Source organism: Janthinobacterium sp. P210005, from assembly GCF_036231865.1.
In the GTDB taxonomy this organism is placed as follows: Bacteria; Pseudomonadota; Gammaproteobacteria; order Burkholderiales; family Burkholderiaceae_D; genus Janthinobacterium; species Janthinobacterium kumbetense.
In genome coordinates this window covers 185,241-202,835 of the sequence record NZ_JAZARC010000006.1, presented here as the reverse complement: position 1 = coordinate 202,835, position 17,595 = coordinate 185,241, and the positions used below count along the sequence as shown (strand labels likewise).

Sequence of the window (17,595 nt, the reverse complement as noted above, 5' to 3'; positions counted from 1 at the left end):
GACCCATGACGCCACGCCATCTTGCCTTTCTCCTCGCCGCCCTGTTTTCACCGGTCGCCGCCCACGCCGACGACATCTTCCAGCGCGTGCTGGTCGACGGTTCGCGCCTGAACCAGCTGGGCGTGGCCGATTCGGCCAACGCGGGCAGCGTCACGCAAAAGCAGCTCGATGCGCGCACCAGCTACCGGCCCGGCGAACTGCTGGAAGCCGTGCCGGGGCTGATCGTCAGCCAGCATAGCGGCGAGGGCAAGGCCAACCAGTTCTACCTGCGCGGCTTCAACCTCGATCACGGCACGGACTTGCGCACCACCGTCGACGAGATGCCCGTCAACCAGCGCAGCCATGGCCACGGACAGGGCTGGACGGACCTGAACTTCCTGATACCCGAACTGGCCATGCGCCTCGATTACAAGAAGGGACCGTATTCGGCGGCGCAAGGCGACTTTTCCTCGGCGGGGGCGGCGTCCGTCGTGTATGCGAACCGCCTGACGCAGGGCGTCGCCAGCGTGGGACTCGGACAAAACGGCTTTCGCCGGGCCCTGCTGGCCGATTCGCCCGATGCGGGCGACGGCAGCCTGCTGTACGCGCTCGAAGCGCAGCATAACGATGGCCCGTTCACGCAGCCGGACCGCTACCGCAAGCTCAATGGCGTGCTGCGCTACAGCGAAGGCTATGCCAACAACGGCTTCAACGTCACGGCCATGGCGTACGACGCCAGCTGGAACGCCACCGACCAGATTCCGCTGCGCGCCGTAAAGGAAGGCACCCTGGGCCGCTTCGACGCCATCGATGCCAGCGACGGCGGCAAGGCGCAGCGCTACAGCCTGTCGGGCGCCTGGCGCCAGACGACGGACGACGTGTCGTCCAGGGTCAGCGCGTATGTGATCGCCAACCGCCTGGCCCTGTTCTCGAATTTTACGTATGCGCTGGACGATCCCGACAACGGCGACCAGTTCGCCCAGCCCGACCGGCGCGTGACGGCCGGCCTCGACGCCAGCCACACCTGGCACCGCCACACGGACAGGGGCAGCAGCGACACCACCATCGGTCTGCAGCTGCAGAACGACAATATCCACAATGGCTTGTACAACACGCGGCAGCGGCAGATCCTGTCGACCACGCGGCAAGACCACATCGTCGAGTCGAGCATCGGCGTGTATGGCGAAAACAGCACGCGCTGGTCGCGCTGGCTGCGCACCGTGGCCGGCCTGCGCGCGGACGCCTACCGCTTCGACGTGCGCAGCGACCGCGCCGCCAATTCGGGCACGGCCAGCGACCATTTGTTCAGTCCCAGCCTGAGCGTGATCGCGGGACCGTGGCGCGATACGGAAGCGTATCTCAACATCGGCAATGGCTTTCACAGCAACGACGCGCGCGGCACGACGATCACCGTCGACCCGAAGACGGGCGAGGCGGCCGACAAGGTCACGCCCCTGGTGCGTTCGCGCGGGCTGGAACTGGGCTTGCGCAGCGCCGCCATCGCCGGCCTGCAAACCTCGCTGTCGCTGTACCGCCTGGACTTCGATTCCGAGCTGCTGTTCATCGGCGACGCGGGCGCCACCGAGGCGGGCCGCCCCAGCCGCCGCTACGGCGTGGAGTTTTCCAGCTACTACAAGGCGGCCAGCTGGCTGTCGCTGGACCTGGACCTGGCATATGCACGGGCGCGCTCGCGCGGCAGCGACCCGGCGGGCGACTTCATCCCCGGCGCCATCGAAGGCGTGGCCCAGCTGGCCATGACGGTGACGCCGCCGGGGCCGTGGTCGGGTTCCTTGCGTCTGCGCTACTTCGGCCCGCGCCCGCTGATTGAAGACAACAGCGTGCGCTCGGCGGCCAGCGTGGGCTTGAACGGACGCATCGCCTATCAGATCGACAAGACCTTGCGCGTGGAAGTCGAAGGCTACAACCTGGCCAACCGGCGCGACTCGGCCATCGACTATTACTATGCCTCGCACCTGCCCGGCGAAGCCCAGCCCGTCGACGATATCCACTTCCATCCGGTGGAATCGCGTTCGCTGCGCCTGACCCTGGTAAAGAATTTTTAACTCAACAAGAATAATTCCTATCGGACCTAACACAAGAGTTGCCGCGAAGTCGTAGAATGCCAGGCTGGATAAACTGAGACAGGCCGCATTGCGGCCGGCACCGCCATGAGCACTTCCGCACCGATCTTTACCGACCCTTCCCACGTCAAGGAAGCCTTGCGCGATGACGGCTATGCCGTCCTGCGCCCGCAGGACGTGGCCGCGCTGGCCGGCTGCCCGCTGGCCGCGCTGCGCGCGCTGGAAGGGAGCTGGAATACCCTCCCGCTGGACAATTACCTGAAGGATGGCGGCCGCTATCGCCGCCGGCGCCACTCGTGCTTCGTGCAGGATGGCGAGCGCCTGACGCAGACGGCGCACCGTCCGCACTGGCAACCGGTGGAATACAACGCCCTGCACGGCGGCATGCACCGCCTGTTCGAACCGGTCGAAGCGGCTATCGTTGCGCAAGCGGCCTGGCAGCAGCTGATCCGCGCGCTGGGCAACGCCTGCTCACAGGTCAAGGGCAGCCAGCCGTGGTTCATCGAGGCGCACCAGTTCCGCATCGATACGACCGATGGCATCGGCCGCCCCACGCCGGAAGGTGCGCACCGCGACGGCGTCGATTTCGTCGCCGTGCTGCTGATCGGGCGCGAACAGGTCAAGGGCGGCGAGACGCGCATCTTCGAGGCCAATGGCCCCAACGGCAAGCGCTTTACCCTGACCGAGCCGTGGTCGCTGCTGCTGCTCGACGATGCGTCTGTCATCCACGAATCGACGCCGATCCAGCCGGTCGGCGAACATGGCCACCGCGATACGCTCGTGCTGACCTATCGCGCAGGGCAGTTCCAGGGCGAAAACTGACAAGCGGCCACAGCATTCCCTGTGGCCAAAATAGTTACTTGGAAGTTACTTTTGCAGACCTAAATCCGATATAGTCATACGATGTCGATATTGCGCGCTCACCGCGCCCAGCATCACCACACTGAAATTCTAGGAGAGGTCTGTGGACTCCAACAACCAAATCAAGCCTGACGAAATCGAGATCCTGATCGTCGAGGATAGCCCGACCCAGGCGGAGCGCTTGCGCCGCCTGATCCAGTCCCTGCACTATAACGCGCGCGTGGCGGCCAATGGCCAGCTGGCCCTGGCCGCCATCCGCGAGCGCAAGCCGCACCTGGTGCTGTCCGACATCGTCATGCCTGAAATGAATGGCTACGACCTGTGCCGCGCCATCAAGTCCGATCCGACCTTGCGCGACATTCCCGTGATCCTCGTCACCTCGCTCAACGATCCGAAGGACATCATCCGCGGCATCGAGTGCGGCGCCGACAATTTCATCCGCAAGCCCTACGCGGAAGACTACCTGCTCAACCGCATCAGCCACATGCTGATGAACCAGAAGCTGCGCAAGAACCAGAATGTGGAAATCGGCATCGCCCTGTACCTGGGCGACCAGAAGCATTTCATCAATGCGGAGCGCCAGCAAATCCTCGACCTGCTCATTTCCACCTATGAACAGGCGGTGCAGGTCAACGGCGAACTGCAGGCGCGCGAACGCCAGGTGATCGAACTGAACATGCGCCTGGCGCACCATGCGGCCGAACTGGAAACCATCAACCGCGAAATCGCCCTGAAAAACCTGGAGCTGGCCGAGGCGAGCCGCATGAAGTCCGCCTTCATCGCGAACATGTCGCACGAATTGCGCACGCCGCTCAACGCCATCATCGGGTTTACGGGCGCGCTGCTGATGAAACTGCCCGGCCCCCTGACATCCGACCAGGACAAGCAGCTGAACACCATCCGCGCCAGCGCGCGCCATCTGCTCTCGCTGATCAACGACATCCTCGACGTAGCCAAGATCGAAGCGGGCAAGCTGACCCTGTCGATCGAACCCGTGCACTGCCAGGAACTGATGGCCGACGTGGCCGACACCCTGCGCCCCCTGGCCCAGCAAAAGGGCCTGGCGCTGGAAATGGCGCTGGGAGAAGAAGGCCAGCCGCCCGCCATCATCGACACGGACCGCCGCGCATTGACACAAATCCTCATCAACTTGCTCAACAACGCCATCAAGTTCACGGAACAGGGCACGGTGCGCATCAGCCTTGCCCAGCGCGACGAAGACGGCGTGCTGGTGACGGAAATGAGCATCGCCGACAGCGGCGCCGGCATCAAGGAAGAAGACCAGGCCAAGCTGTTCCAGGCCTTCTCGCAGCTCGATTCCACCTCCACGCGCCACGTGGAAGGTGCGGGGCTGGGCCTGTACCTGTGCCAGAACCTGGCCAACGCCATCGGCGGCGCCCTGTTTTTCAACAGCGACTACGGCTCAGGCAGCACGTTTACACTGGCCCTGCGCAGCAAGGCCTGAGTTTCTGTGCGCCGCAGCATGGAATACTGACTTTTTGCCATCCAGGACTGACCGATACAGTAGTTCTACGGTATTGCACCGCACCATTTTCAGCGCTATAGTAGAACTGTCTCCTCCAATTCGTTCTCCGAACATTGGATTACGCCCGCGAATACAACCGCGGGCTTTTTTTTGCCTGCGTTTTCCCTCACCTTCACCTTTCCTTAACTAAATCAAACGATTTAGTTATATCAATCGTTTGAGATATGTGATTAAATCTCCGGCATGATTGAAAAAAACGCCATCCCCACTTCCCACGCCGACGAAGGGCGCAAGCCCCGTTCCGACGGCGAACAGTCGCGCGAGCGCCTGCTGCATAGCGCCATCCGCCTGTTTGCCGAGCAGGGCTACGCCAAGACGTCCACGCGCGAACTGGCGCAGGCGGCCGGCACGAACGCGGCAGCCATCAGCTACTATTTTGGCGACAAGGCGGGCCTGTACCGCGCCGCCTTCGCCCAGCAGTCGGCCAACCCGCAAGACAATATCGCCCTGTACGAACAACCGCATTTCACCTTGCGCCAAAGCCTGGAAGGCTTTTATGCGCAGCTGCTAGCCCCCATGCAGCAGGGCGAGATCGCGCGCGACTGCATGCGCCTGTGGTGCCGCGAAATGCTCGAACCGACGGGCTTGTGGGCGCGCGAAATCGACCAGAACATCCGCCCCGAACACGAGGCGCTCACGCGCGTGCTGGCGCGCCACCTGGGCGCACCCGACGACAGCGACGACATGCACCGCCTGGCCTTTTCCATCGCTTCGCTGGCCCTGCAGCACATGGTGGGCGCCGAGGTGCTGCAAACCTTGCGCCCGCAACTACTGGAATCGCCGCAGGCCATCGACACCTGGCTGGCGCGCATGACCGATTACGCGCTGGCCATGGCCGACGTGGAGCGCCGGCGCCTGACCATTCCTCCCTCTCCCCCTACCGCTCAACGACAAGCAGAAGGACCAGCATGACGACTATTCGATGCACCGTTCAACGTGTCCTGGCCGCCAGCATCGTGCTGGTGCTGGGCGGTTGCGCCCTGCAGGGGCCGCCCGCAGCGGTGGCCGCCAGCGCACCCGTGCAGTGGCAGGCGCCACTGCCGCATAACGGCAAGCTGACGGACCTGGCCAGCTGGTGGCAGGGCCAGGGTGACAGCCTGCTGGTGGAATTGATCACCGACGCGCAGCAGGTCAGCCCCACCATCGCCGCCGCCCGCACGCGCATCGTGCAGGCGCGCGCGGACAGAGTCGCCAGCGGCGCCGCGCTGGCGCCCACGCTCGATGCGACGGGCAGCGTGGTGCGCACCAGCCAGCAATCGGCGCAGCCCGGCGGCACCACCTCGCAGGCCGCGCTGCAGGCGTCGTGGGAAATCGACGTCTTCGGCGCCAACCGCGCCACGCGCGATGCGGCGCAGGAGCGCTACGACAGCGCGCGCGCGGGCTGGCATGAGGCCCGCGTCTCGGTGGCCGCCGAAGTGGCAAACCAGTACTACGCCCTGCGCACCTGCCAGCAATTGCAGGCAGTGTCCGAACAGGATGCCGTCTCGCGCCGCGACTCGGCACGCCTGACGGAGCTGAGCGCCGGCGCCGGCTTCCAGCCGCCCGCCAACGCCGCCCTGGCCCGCGCCAGCGCCGCCGAAGGCGCCAGCCGCGCCATCGAACAGCGCGCCGCCTGTGACGTGAATGTCAAGGCGCTGGTGGCCCTGTCGGCCATACCGGAAGCGTCGCTGCGCGAGAAGCTGGTGGCCAGCCCGGCCATCCTGCCCTCGCCCGTGGCGATTGCGGAGCTGCCGGCGCAAACCCTGGGCCAACGTCCCGACATCTACAGCGCCGAACGCGAAGTGGCGGCCGCCAGCTTTGAAGTGCGCGGCGCGCAAGCGCAGCGCTACCCGCGCCTGAGCCTTTCCGGCTCCATCGGCAAGGGCAATCTCCGCGCCGGCGGCACCAGCATCACGGCCAGCACCTGGAGCATCGGACCGCTGGCAGTCAGCCTGCCGATTTTCGACGGCGGCACCCGCCGCGCCCAGGTCGATGCGGCCACGGCGCGCTACGACGAAGCCGTGGTGAAGTACCGTGCCGGCGTGCGCCAGGCCGTGCGCGAAGTGGAAGAAGCGCTGGTCAACCTGGCCAGCACGGACGCGCGCAGCGGCCACGCGAAAACGGCCCTGGAAGGCTACCGCGTGTCGTTTGTCGCCACCGAGGACCGCTACAAGAATGGCCTGGCCAGCCTGATCGAACTGGAAGACGCGCGCCGCACGCGCCTGGCCGCCGAAAACACCGTGGTCAACCTGGAGCGCGAACGCAGCGCCGCCTGGGTGGCGCTGTACCGCGCCGCCGGCGGCGGCTGGAACAGCAGCAGCGCCATCGCCAACAACGCCCCCTGACGGATACGACAACATGAAAAAAATGACCTTGAAACCGATGACGCTCGCGCTGGCCGCCCTCTTTATGGTGCTGGGCGCCGGCGTGGCCCTGTACTCCTCTTCCTCCACGGCGGCCGACGACGCCAAGGATAAGAACGCGGCGCAAAAACCGGCGCTCACCGTCACCACGGCCAAGCCGCAGACGGCCAGCCTGCCCATCAAGCTGAAGGCCAACGGCAACGTGGCCGCCTGGCAGGAAGCCGTCATCGGCAGCGAATCGAACGGCTTGCGCCTCACAGAGGTGCGCGTGAATGTCGGCGACGTGGTGCGCGCCGGCCAGGTGCTGGCCGTGTTCTCGAACGACACGGTCAATGCCGACGTGGCGCAGGCGAAGGCCGCCGTGCTGGAAGCGGAAGCGAATGCGGCAGAAGCCGCCGCGAACGCGCAGCGCGCCCGTTCGCTGCAAAGCACGGGCGCCATCAGCGCACAGCAAATCAGCCAGTACCTGACGGCCGAACAGACGGCCAACGCGCGCATCGCGTCCGCCAAGGCGCAGCTGGCGTCGCAGCAGCTGCGCCTGAAATACACGCAGGTGGTGGCGCCCGACAGCGGCATCATTTCCTCGCGCTCGGCCACCGTCGGCTCCGTCGTGGGCGCCGGCACGGAACTGTTCCGCATGATCCGCCAGGGCCGCCTCGAATGGCGTGCCGAAGTGACGGCCACCGAGCTGCTGAACCTGAAAGCGGGCACCCTGGCGCAGGTCAAGGCTGCCAACGGCAGCGTCCTGACCGGCAAGGTGCGCATGATCGCCCCTACCGTCGACCCGCAGACGCGTTCGGCCCTCGTGTACGTCGACCTGCCGGCCAGCACCGACAACAATGCGCCGTTCAAGGCCGGCATGTACGCCAGCGGCGAATTCGAACTGGGCACCTCGGGCGCGCTGACGGTGCCGCAGCAGGCGATTGCCGTGCGCGATGGCTTCAGCTATGTCTTCCGCCTGAATGCCGACCAGCGGGTCAGCCAGATCAAGGTGCAGGCCGGACGGCGCCTGAGCGACCGCATCGAGATTTTAGGCGGCATCACGGCCGACACCACCATCGTCGTCAGCGGCGCCGGCTTCCTCAATGACGGAGACCTGGTGCGGAATGTTCAAAACTCGGTGGCAACCCCGGTCGCAGCGGCTGCCAAGCCGGCCGCAGCGAAAAAGTAAGGAAAAACCATGAATTTTTCCTCCCTCTCGATCAAGAATCCGATCCCGGCCATCATGCTGTTCGTGCTGCTGACCCTGGCCGGTCTGCTGGCCTACAAGGCCAATCCGGTGCAGGATTTCCCCGACATCGAACTGCCCATCGTCACCGTCAGCGCGGTGCTGCCCGGCGCCGCGCCGGCCCAGCTGGAAACGGAAGTGGCGCGCAAGATCGAAGATTCCGTCGCCACCCTGCAAGGCGTGAAAAACATCTACACCAAGGTGCTCGATGGCGTCGTCACGGTGACCGTCGAATTCATCCTGGAAAAGCAGATCGCCGAAGCCGTCAACGATGTGCGCGACGCCGTCGCCCGCGTCAAGGCGGACATGCCGGCCGAGCTGCGCGACCCCACCGTCACCAAGGCGTCCACGGCCGGGCGCGTGGTGCTGACCTTTATCGCCACGGCAAAACCAGGCGTCGACAACCCGCTCGATTCTCCCGACCTGTCCTGGTTCGTCGACAACACGGTGGCCAAGCGCCTCCTGACCGTGCCCGGCGTGGGCGCCGTCACCCGCGTGGGCGGCGTCTACCGCGAGATCCAGGTGGAACTCGACGAGGCGCGCATGGCCGCCTTGAAAGTGTCGGCCCTCGACGTCTCGCGCCAGTTGCGCCTGGTGCAGCGCGAAGCGCCTGGCGGCCGGGGCGACATCAGCGGCGCCGAGCAGTCGGTGCGCACCATCGCCACCGTCAAGACGGCCGATGAACTGTCGCGCGTGGAAGTGCCGCTGCCGGACGGCCGCCACGTGCGCCTGGACCAGGTGGCCACCGTGCACGACACGGTCGCCGAACCGCGCGCACTGGCCGAGCAGGATGGCAAGACCGTCGTCGCCTTTGAAGTGTTCCGCACCAAGGGCGCCAGCGAAGTGGCCGTGGCCAAGGGCGCGCGTGACGCCATCGCCGACCTGCAGAAGGAAAACCCGAATGTCGTGCTGCAGCAGTCAATCGACAATGCCTTCCCCGTCGAGGAAAACTTCGAGGGCTCGATGGAGCTGCTGTACGAAGGCGCGCTGCTGGCCGTGCTGGTGGTGTGGTGGTTCCTGCGCGACTGGCGCGCCACCCTGGTAGCGGCCGCCGCCCTGCCCCTGTCCGTGATGCCGGCTTTCCTCGGCATTTACTGGTTCGGTTACACGCTCAACACCGTCACCCTGCTGTCGCTGGCGTTGGTCGTCGGCGTGCTGGTCGACGACGCCATCGTCGAAATCGAAAACATCGAGCGCCATTTGCGCATGGGCAAGTCGCCCATGGAAGCGGCCATGGAAGCGGCCGACGAAATCGGCATGGCGGTGATCGCCACCACCTTCGCGCTGGTGGCCGTGTTCCTGCCGACGGCCTTCATGAGCGGCATTCCCGGCCTGTTCTTCAAGCAGTTCGGCTGGACGGCCGTACTGGCCGTACTGGCCTCGCTGGTGGTGGCGCGCCTGCTCACGCCGATGATGGCGGCCTACATATTGAAACCGCTGCCGCACAAGGAAGAACAGGATGGCTGGCTGATGACGCGCTACCTGAAGGTCATGCGCTGGTGCCTGAACCACCGCGGCACCACGGCCATCGCCGCTGCCCTGTTCTTTGTCGGCGCCATCGCGCTCGTGCCCCTGCTGCCGACGGGCTTCGTGCCGGCCGCCGACCGCGCGCAGACGCAGATCAACCTGGAACTGCCGCCCGGCTCCACCCTGGGCGAAACGCAGGCCGTGGCGGCCCTGGCGCGCGATGCGGCCATGCGCACGCCAGGCATCCAGGGCGTCTTCAGTTCGATTGGCGGCGGTTCCAGCGGCGACGCCTTCGCTCCCGGCGCGGCTGCCGAGGCGCGCCGCGCCGTGCTGACTCTGACCACCGTGCACCGCACGGAGCGCAAGGAATCGATGGCGGGCCTGGAAACGCAGCTGCGCCACAAGCTCGATGCCATTCCCGGCGCGCGCTTCACGGTGGGGCCGCCCGACACTGGCGTCAAGATGCAGCTGGTGCTGCGCTCGGAAGACCCGGTAGCGCTGATGGCGGCGGCGCAAAAGGTCGAGCGCGAACTGCGCGGCCTGAAAGGCATCGGCAACGTCAATTCCAGCGCTTCGCTGGTGCGCCCGGAAATCATCGTACGCCCTGATTTTGCCAAGGCGGCCGACCTGGGCGTGACGGCGGCAGCCATCGGCGAGACGGTGCGCGTGGCCACGGCCGGCGACTACGATACGGACCTGACGAAAATGAACCTGCCCGAGCGGCAGGTGCCGATCCGCGTCAAGCTGCCCAACAGCGTGCGCGCCGACCTGGCCGCCATCGAACGCCTGACGGTGCCCGGAAAAAATGGTCCGGTGCGCCTGGCGAACGTGGCCAGCGTGACGATGGAAAGCGGCCCGGCGCAGATCGACCGCTTGAACCGCAGCCGCAACGTGACCCTCGACGTGGAACTCGGTTCGCGCACCCTGGGCGAACTGAACGAAGAAGCGCGCGCGCTGCCGTCGATGAAGAATCTGCCGCCGTCCGTGAAGATCGCCGAACTGGGCGACGCGCAGGAAATGGCCTCGCTGTTCGCCAGCTTCGGCCTGGCCATGCTGATCGGCGTGTTGTGCATCTACTGCGTGCTGGTGCTGCTGTTCAAGGACTTCATGCAGCCGGTGACCATCCTGGCGGCGCTGCCGCTGTCGATCGGCGGTGCCTTCGTGGCCCTGCTGATCACGGGCAGCGCCCTGTCGATGCCGTCGATGATCGGCCTGATCATGCTGATGGGGATCGTCACGAAAAATTCGATCCTGCTGGTCGACTATGCGATCCTGGCGCGCCAGGCCGGCATGAACCGCTTCGATGCGCTGGTCGACGCCTGCCACAAGCGCAGCCGGCCCATCCTGATGACGACGATCGCCATGGGCGCCGGCATGATGCCGCTGGCGCTGGGCTGGGGCGCCGACCCCAGCTTCCGTTCGCCGATGGCCATTACCGTCATCGGCGGCCTGATCACCTCGACTTTACTGAGCCTGCTGGTGGTGCCGGCCGTGTTCACCTACATCGACGACCTGGAGCACCTGCTCAAGCGCGGCATGGCCAGACTGCGCCGCCAGAAGGCGCCGCTGCGGCGCGATGACAAGGTGGCGCTGGAAAAATAAGCGCCGCCACCGTTTGCAAAATCGCCCCCTGCGGGCAAGGAAGCGAAGGACCGGCCACCAGGCCGCGCTCCCTCGCTTCCATCTATCTGGCATACTGCGCCCATTCTCCATGAACGCAATCTGCCCTGCCTATGAATTACCGCACCCCGCTCGTCCTGCTACTGGTATCCGCACTGCTCGGCGCCTGCTCGGACAAGACCGCCCCCGCCAGCGCCGACCCGGCGGCTGACGTGGCAGCAGATGTCCCTGCCGCCGCAGCCGACACGGCATCGACCGAACACGTGCCGCCGCCGGCCGCCACCGCGCCCAGAACAGAGGCAATGAACACGCCGCAAGCGCGCGAGCTCGAAGTGGGCATGATGCGCGCCGTCTTCGGCAAGGACTACCGCAGCGACAGCGACGATGCGCTGGCCGACCTGTCCGATCCTGACAACCATGTCGACAAACTCAGTTACGTGGTCAGCGCCATCAGCCACAAGCTGCTGCCCGATGGCCGTGCCATCCTGGTGGCGAATGCGGAAACGGCGAACACGGAAGGCACGGCCGAATCGGCGCATGCCTCGCCGGGACTGCTGAACGTGTTTTTCCTGGCGCCGAAGGGCCAGCCGGAAGACGGCCAGTGGCAAGTCGTGAAACGCCTGGAAAACATCGCCACCCTCGGCTCCTCAGGGCAGCTCGGCGAAGTGCACTGGGTCATGCTGGGTGCGAACAAGCCGGGACTGGCGATACGCCATGGCTACACGGGCCAGGGTTACACCATCACGCAGCTGGCCCTGTTTGAAATCGGCGATGGCAAGGTGACGGCGATCGATGGCGGCATCGACCTGTATTCGGACAATATGGGCGCCTGCGGGCCTGACACGGACGAGTGCTGGATGGTCGACGGCAAGTGGCGCTTCGCTCCCGCGCGCAATGGCGGCGCCTACGACGATCTGCTGATCGATTTCAAGGGCGCCTCAGAGAAGATCAAGCCGGGCGTCACGATCAAGCCGGATCAGGACCCGCCGCGCATCGCCACGCCCTTGAACGGCCACGCGCGCTATGGCTTCGATGGCAAGGGCTACAAGCTAATCGAGGGCAAGAACACGGTGCCTGGCGTCTGAGCCAGGCACCGGTGGTAAAAAATCAGCGGCGCGCCGCCTCCAGGCGCGCCAGCAGCGGCGCATACATGGCACGCGTATGGCTGCTCCAGCGAGCCATGGCGTTGTCGATATCGAGCAGCAGGCGTTCCGACAGCACCTTGTCGCCCTGCTGCAACGCCCAGATCGCGCACTCGGCGCGGCACTCGAAACTGTTGTAGCGCGCCAGCGCATCGTCGAATTCCGCCTTCGCCTCCGGCTGGCGCCCGCTTTGCGCCAGCGCGCGCGCCGTCAGCAGGGACACCATCTCGGGACGGAAATGGATATCCGTGCGACGGATGAACTCCAGGTGCGTCAAGGCCTCGGCGCCGCGCCCGCATTCCAGGTAGGCGCGTGCCGCGCCCAACCGAATTTCCAGGTCCGAGGAAAACGCACCCTGCAGGCAGGCTTCATACGTCGATGCAGCTTCCTGCGCATCGCCCGCTTCCAGCTGCGCGCTGGCCAGGCGCATCTGGTTCTGCGCCGTCGGCGTGTACTCGAAAGCGGCTTTCGCCTCGCGCAATTCCCGGTTCGGATCGAGCACCTGCACGGCCACCGACGCGACCTTGCGCGCGCCTTGCGGCAGGCGCGAATTGGGCAGGTAGATGGCGAAGAAATACACCACGCTGCCCAGCAGCGGGAACATGAATAAAATGAGCAGCCAGTACAGCTGCTGCCCGTTGCGCACCACGTGAATCGCAAAAAATACCGCGATCAGGATGTGGATGCCTATGCCAAAAATCGTCATGTTACAACCTCGTTCGTGACGGGAGCCGCTGGCACCATGCCGCCGCTTTCCCTGGCTCAATATTACACCGGCCACCACGGCAAGCCCGCCGGGGAGACACGCGAACGGCGAAAAAAAAGCAGGACAGCCGCGAGACCGTCCTGCTTTCCTGGCCCGCCTATGGGCGTCAGAACGTGCTGATGGCGTTCAGGAACCAGCCCCGGCTGCGGTACGACAGATCCGTCAAATCGTCCGAGAAGGTCGTGAAGTTGTAGCCGATGCCGATCTTGGCGTGCTTCGCCACATGCCGGTAGACGCCGACCAGGGCGCCGGCACGCGCATCGCCCGCCTCGCGCGCCTTCAGCCTGCGTCCCTCGATCAAGGCATCCCACTCCTTGACGATATGGAAGTCGGCGCGCAGCACCAGCAATTCCGCGCGGCTGGAAAACCACTCGCCTTGCGTCTTCGACGCGCGCAACTGGCCCGTGCGCACGCCGAATTTCCCGCCCAACGACAGCCATGGCCGCACGTCATACGTCGTATCGACATTCAGGATATGGCTTTTCTGCGTATAGTCGAGCACCCCACCCGTGACGCCGTCAACCTGGCCTGGCGATGGCAGGTTGTAAAAGTACGTGTACTTGAACAGGGTATTCCAGCGGTCGTTGTCGACCGGGCGATAGGCCGCCCCCGTCACCACTTCCGTGTAGTCGCCATCGTAGAAGGCCCCCCGCGTGGAGCTGCTGCGCGACAGGTTGAACTTGCCCAGCAGGCGCCAATCGCGGTCCAGCTGGTAGCTCAGCGCATTGCGCGTCAGCCACACCTTGCGGTGTTCGCTGTTCGCGTCCGTGACGCAGCCGCCGTCAGCCGGCATGGTGGCGCAACTGCCATCGACCGTCCCCAGCGACTTCGTGCGGTCCGTGCGGAACTCCAGCGCACTGGAAAACTTCAGCCGCTCGTAGGCATATGCCGCCGTCAGGCCGATGGCGTCGCGCTTCAAGTCGCCCGACAGGGGATTCGACAGCGTGCCCGTCTCGAACTTGATGCCCGTGGTCCAGCGCTCGGTGGGCGCCAGGTCCACGCCGAACGCGTGCGTCAGGCTTTGCGGCCCCGCGCCATTGCCCCAGCGGCTTTCCGCAAACAGGCCCGCCTTGTCGTTCAGGCGGTAGCGGCTGCCCGCCGTCAGCGTGGACTGACGGCCGCTGTAGTTCACATCCGGCGATTCCGTCTCCATGCGGTAGTTCAGGTAAACGCTGCTGCGCTCATCCATCTGCATGTTGCCGAACAGCTGGCCGCCCGCGCCGCCGCTGCCGCCCGACGCTTCCGCCCCCAGGCGCAGGCGTTCGCTCACCTGGTAGGTGCCACCCAGTCCCGCGCGGTCATTCAGGGCGCGGTTGCGGCTGCGCGACAAGGTATGCTGCACGAAGCCGTACATATCCCACGGCGCGTACAGCAATCCTGCCACGCGCGCCGAGGCCACGCCGGAAGCGAGCGTGGTGTCGGGGCCGTACTGCGGACCGCCAGCCATGCCTGCCTCGCGTCCCTGCGTCACGAGCTGGCCCGTGATGCCGCCTTCCAGTCCCTGCTGCGGCACGGCGTTCGACGCCGGTGTCCTTTCCAGCGCGCCATCCCGGGCTTGCTGGCCCTCCTGCAATGGCCGATAGTCGACGCGCAGCACGGCGTCGCTGCGCCCGCCATCCTGACTCAGGATGGCGCTGGCATTGTCCCTGCCAGCCGCATTGTCGCGGCGGTCGTGCCGCAGACCTGCCGACACGCCCCACTCCGCATCGAGCTTGTGGCGCAGCGCCGCTTCCACTGCGCGTGCATCCTGGCTGGTGGCCGTGCGGTCATCCGCCTTCAGAGACACTTCCGTGCGCTCGCCCAGCGGCACCGTCGCCGCCAGGCCCGTTTGCCGCACGGCCTCGCCGTTCAGGGTCTGCATGCCCGGTCCCGCGTAACCGGCTTCGCGGTCCTGCCAGTAGGCGGCGATGCGGCCGCGCGCCGCGCCGCCCAGGTCGGCCAGGTCCAGCGCGCCGTCGAAGCGCTTCGCGTTGGCGGGGCGGCCGCCCGCCGTCGTCTGGTTGAAATCGAAGCCTCCGCTCGATGAACTGAGCACGCTGCTGGCGTCGCCGCTGGAACGGGCTGCCTCGGCCTTGATCCAGGTACCCGGCCTGTAGCGCAAGGTCAGGTCCAGTTCCTTGAGGGTCTGGTCCGAACCCTGTTCGCCCTGGTGATAATTGCTGGCCCCGATGCGCACATGGTCGTTGAACCAGTGGCTGGCGCGCACCCCTACCGAGGTACCGGAAATGGCGCTCAGGCCCGGCACATACTCATACGTCGCCACCAGGTACACGGGGTTGCCGCTCAAGCTGGCGCTTTGCACCAGCGCGCCGCCATCGGCCACGGAGGACAGCGGCGAGCGCAAGGTCAGGCGTCCCTGCAGGTAGTTGATTTCATAATCCTGCGAAGGCGTCAGCTGGATGCGCTCGATCACCAGGCCCGAATCCTTGTCGCGCACTTCCACCCACAGGCGTTCCGAACCCTGCGTCAGGTCCAGGTGGCGCAGATAGTATTGCGAACCACCCGTGCCGCGAAACTCCTCGCGCGACTGCAAGGTGCCCGGCGAAGCGGCAAAGGCGTTGACCGTGCTGGCCTTTTCGCCATGGCTGGTGCTGGCGGCGCCATTCCACAGCAGGTTGGCACCATACAGGCCGCGGCTGTACTGGGCCAGTTCCGAGCCGCTCCAGGTGGTCTGAAAATTCCCCCACATGACAGACGAATCGCCTTTTTCCAGGCGCACGTAAAAACGCCCCTGGGTAGGCGCATCGTCGACGGTGGTGCTGTCGTCGCCGTACACGGGATAGTATTTGTCCGGATCGATGCGGCGCAGCAGGTAGTTCGGATCCTTGCTCTGGAAGTTGTGGAACAGGTCGCGCAGCGGCTGTTCGCGCGTGTCGGCGCTGGCCGTCAGCAGGTAGTCGCCCTTGATCTTGCCCTTCAAGTAAAACGCGCCGCGGCCGTCGGCCCAGGTCTCGTTCCTGTAGTGCTGCGTGTCGCCCGTGACCAGTTCCGCCGGCCCTTTCGTGCGGTCGCGGCCAATGGTCAGGTCGGCCAGCGCCACATAGAACCAGTCGCTGTCGGCGATGTTCAGGTTGCGGCGGAAGGTCATGCCGGCCCCGCTGCCATCCTTCACGGCCACTTCCACCGTATGCGGGCCAGGACGCATGATCTGGCGCATGGCGAACTTGCCGCTGGCGTCGACCGGCACGACCATGCCCAGCGCCGTCACCTGCTGGCCAGGCTTGATCTTCTCGCCGCTGATGGTGACGCTGCCGCCCGATGCATCGATATTGCGCAAGATCAGGCTCGACTCGCCCCAGCCGGCCAAGGCGTCGCCGCCGGCCTTCCTGCCCGGCCCTTCGGGTGGCGCCGCATCGAGCAGGCGCAGTGGCTGCAAACGCGTCTCGTCGAACTTGCCGCCTGCGTCGTACACGCGCAGCAGGTAGCCGATCTGCTCCGGCGCATCGGCCGGCGCCTGCCAGGCCGTCGCTTCGCCCATCGTCGCGGGCACGATGGCGAATGGCTGCTCCTGCGTGCTCTGCCCCTGGGCGAAGATGCGGATCTCGGCGCGCTGCTGGAAAAATGCATAATTGGTGTACGTGCCAAAACGCACGGGCGCCTGGCGCTGCGCATAAGGCGCCGCCAGCCAGACATTCAAGGCCGGCGCGACGTTCAGGGGGTCGTACTTCACCTGGATGTCGGAGCGCTCCAGCGCGACGTCGACGCAGCGCTGGCGGTCCGCCTCCTGCTGCGGCGTATCGGTGTCCTGCACCACGCCGTCTATGCTGATGGAGAAGACCGCATCGCGGTTGGCCACCTGGCTGGCGACGGCGCAATCGTCGACCTGCACCACCGTCTCGATGCGCTTCGGCGGTGCGGCGGCGACAGCCGGTAGTTCGACGGCTTCCTCGTACCAGGCACGGATTTCCGTGCGGCGGTTCTGCGCCATGCCTTGCGGTGTGACGTTCGACGCGATCGCTTCGCTCTCTCCCTTGCCGCTGGCGGAAAAGGCCGATGCCGGCAAGTCCAGTGCACGCATCAGATAGGCCGTGACGGCCAGCGCGCGCGCCTCCGACAGATGCTGGTTGGTCGGGAAGGTCGGCTTCAGCCAGGCGGAGATGCGCTGGTTGTCCGTATGCCCGATCACCTGCACGCGCACCTTCTGCTTGCCGCGCAAACGTGCGGCAAGCGCGTCAAGCCGGGCCGTGGCGGCCGGCAGCAGCACATCACGGCCGGACTCGAAATTGGTGCCCGACAGCAGATCGTCAAAGGTCACGCTCTGCTGCGCCGGCGTGGCTGGCGGCACCGCTTCCAGGATCACGCGGCGCTCGGCGCGGCTCAGGCCAGACGGCGCCAGGCCGCTGAAAGCGGGCGACTCCTGCTCGCCGCTCGAGGGCTGCTGCGCCCCCATGCTGTGGCCCCGGTCCAGCATTTTCCCGCGCAGCGCGTGCTCGTTTGCCGTTTGCGCATGCGCGCCCAGACAGACAAAGCCTATGCTGCCGAGCAAATACACGAGCCGCTTGGGGGCCGGCCTGGCCGCCGCTGTGAAGGTGCCTTGATTGCTAACGTTCATGGTCATTTTCG

General features: G+C 65.9%; 10 protein-coding genes. 8 read left to right on the top strand and 2 right to left on the bottom strand.

Annotated elements, in window-relative coordinates; translation table 11 throughout:
- The first annotated feature begins 5 nt into the window (after positions 1-5).
- From VPH40_RS22800 to VPH40_RS22765, 8 genes are all read left to right on the top strand, one after another.
- Positions 6-2,042, top strand: a complete 2,037-nt coding sequence (locus tag VPH40_RS22800) for a TonB-dependent receptor (protein ID WP_328574589.1) — start codon at positions 6-8, stop codon at positions 2,040-2,042.
- A gap of 105 nt (positions 2,043-2,147) precedes the next feature.
- Positions 2,148-2,882 carry a 2OG-Fe dioxygenase family protein gene (locus VPH40_RS22795; protein ID WP_099666723.1) on the top strand — a complete coding sequence of 245 codons (735 nt, stop codon included), beginning with the start codon at positions 2,148-2,150 and terminating at the stop codon, positions 2,880-2,882.
- A gap of 142 nt (positions 2,883-3,024) precedes the next feature.
- Complete coding sequence (locus VPH40_RS22790; protein ID WP_099666722.1) at positions 3,025-4,386, top strand: hybrid sensor histidine kinase/response regulator; 1,362 nt, start codon at positions 3,025-3,027, stop codon at positions 4,384-4,386.
- 264 nt (positions 4,387-4,650) lie between these two features.
- On the top strand, positions 4,651-5,379 hold the full coding sequence (locus tag VPH40_RS22785) for a CerR family C-terminal domain-containing protein (RefSeq protein WP_328574588.1): 729 nt from the start codon (positions 4,651-4,653) through the stop codon (positions 5,377-5,379).
- A complete protein-coding gene (locus VPH40_RS22780; protein WP_328574587.1) occupies positions 5,376-6,791 on the top strand; it encodes an efflux transporter outer membrane subunit in 1,416 nt (471 codons plus the stop codon). The genes VPH40_RS22785 and VPH40_RS22780 overlap by 4 nt, the downstream gene beginning before the upstream one ends.
- A gap of 13 nt (positions 6,792-6,804) precedes the next feature.
- Positions 6,805-7,980: an efflux RND transporter periplasmic adaptor subunit gene (locus VPH40_RS22775; RefSeq protein WP_328574586.1), complete on the top strand. Its 1,176-nt coding sequence runs from the start codon at positions 6,805-6,807 to the stop codon at positions 7,978-7,980.
- A 9-nt stretch (positions 7,981-7,989) separates the two neighbouring features.
- On the top strand, positions 7,990-11,106 hold the full coding sequence (locus VPH40_RS22770) for an efflux RND transporter permease subunit (protein ID WP_328574585.1): 3,117 nt from the start codon (positions 7,990-7,992) through the stop codon (positions 11,104-11,106).
- 131 nt (positions 11,107-11,237) lie between these two features.
- On the top strand, positions 11,238-12,209 hold the full coding sequence (locus VPH40_RS22765; protein WP_251350586.1) for a hypothetical protein: 972 nt from the start codon (positions 11,238-11,240) through the stop codon (positions 12,207-12,209).
- Positions 12,210-12,231: 22 nt separating this feature from the next.
- On the opposite strand, the gene VPH40_RS22760 is transcribed toward VPH40_RS22765, so the two are convergent.
- Both VPH40_RS22760 and VPH40_RS22755 read right to left on the bottom strand, forming a co-directional pair.
- Entirely contained in the window at positions 12,232-12,972 is a 741-nt protein-coding gene (locus VPH40_RS22760) for a tetratricopeptide repeat protein (protein ID WP_251350585.1), read from the bottom strand.
- Between the two features lie 166 nt (positions 12,973-13,138).
- The gene (locus tag VPH40_RS22755; RefSeq protein ID WP_328574584.1) at positions 13,139-17,584 is read right to left on the bottom strand and encodes an OmpA family protein; all 4,446 of its coding nucleotides are present in this window, start codon (positions 17,582-17,584) and stop codon (positions 13,139-13,141) included.
- Positions 17,585-17,595: the final 11 nt, after the last annotated feature.

Bases quoted from the DNA above. Each gene is read 5' to 3' on its own strand.
- VPH40_RS22780 (WP_328574587.1), top strand. From the start codon at position 5,376: ATGACGACTATTCGATGCACCGTTCAACGTGTCCTGGCCGCCAGCATC.
- VPH40_RS22755 (WP_328574584.1), bottom strand. From the start codon at position 17,584: ATGAACGTTAGCAATCAAGGCACCTTCACAGCGGCGGCCAGGCCGGCC.
- VPH40_RS22785 (WP_328574588.1), top strand. From the start codon at position 4,651: ATGATTGAAAAAAACGCCATCCCCACTTCCCACGCCGACGAAGGGCGC.
- VPH40_RS22795 (WP_099666723.1), top strand. From the start codon at position 2,148: ATGAGCACTTCCGCACCGATCTTTACCGACCCTTCCCACGTCAAGGAA.
- VPH40_RS22800 (WP_328574589.1), top strand. From the start codon at position 6: ATGACGCCACGCCATCTTGCCTTTCTCCTCGCCGCCCTGTTTTCACCG.
- VPH40_RS22765 (WP_251350586.1), top strand. From the start codon at position 11,238: ATGAATTACCGCACCCCGCTCGTCCTGCTACTGGTATCCGCACTGCTC.
- VPH40_RS22775 (WP_328574586.1), top strand. From the start codon at position 6,805: ATGAAAAAAATGACCTTGAAACCGATGACGCTCGCGCTGGCCGCCCTC.
- VPH40_RS22770 (WP_328574585.1), top strand. From the start codon at position 7,990: ATGAATTTTTCCTCCCTCTCGATCAAGAATCCGATCCCGGCCATCATG.
- VPH40_RS22760 (WP_251350585.1), bottom strand. From the start codon at position 12,972: ATGACGATTTTTGGCATAGGCATCCACATCCTGATCGCGGTATTTTTT.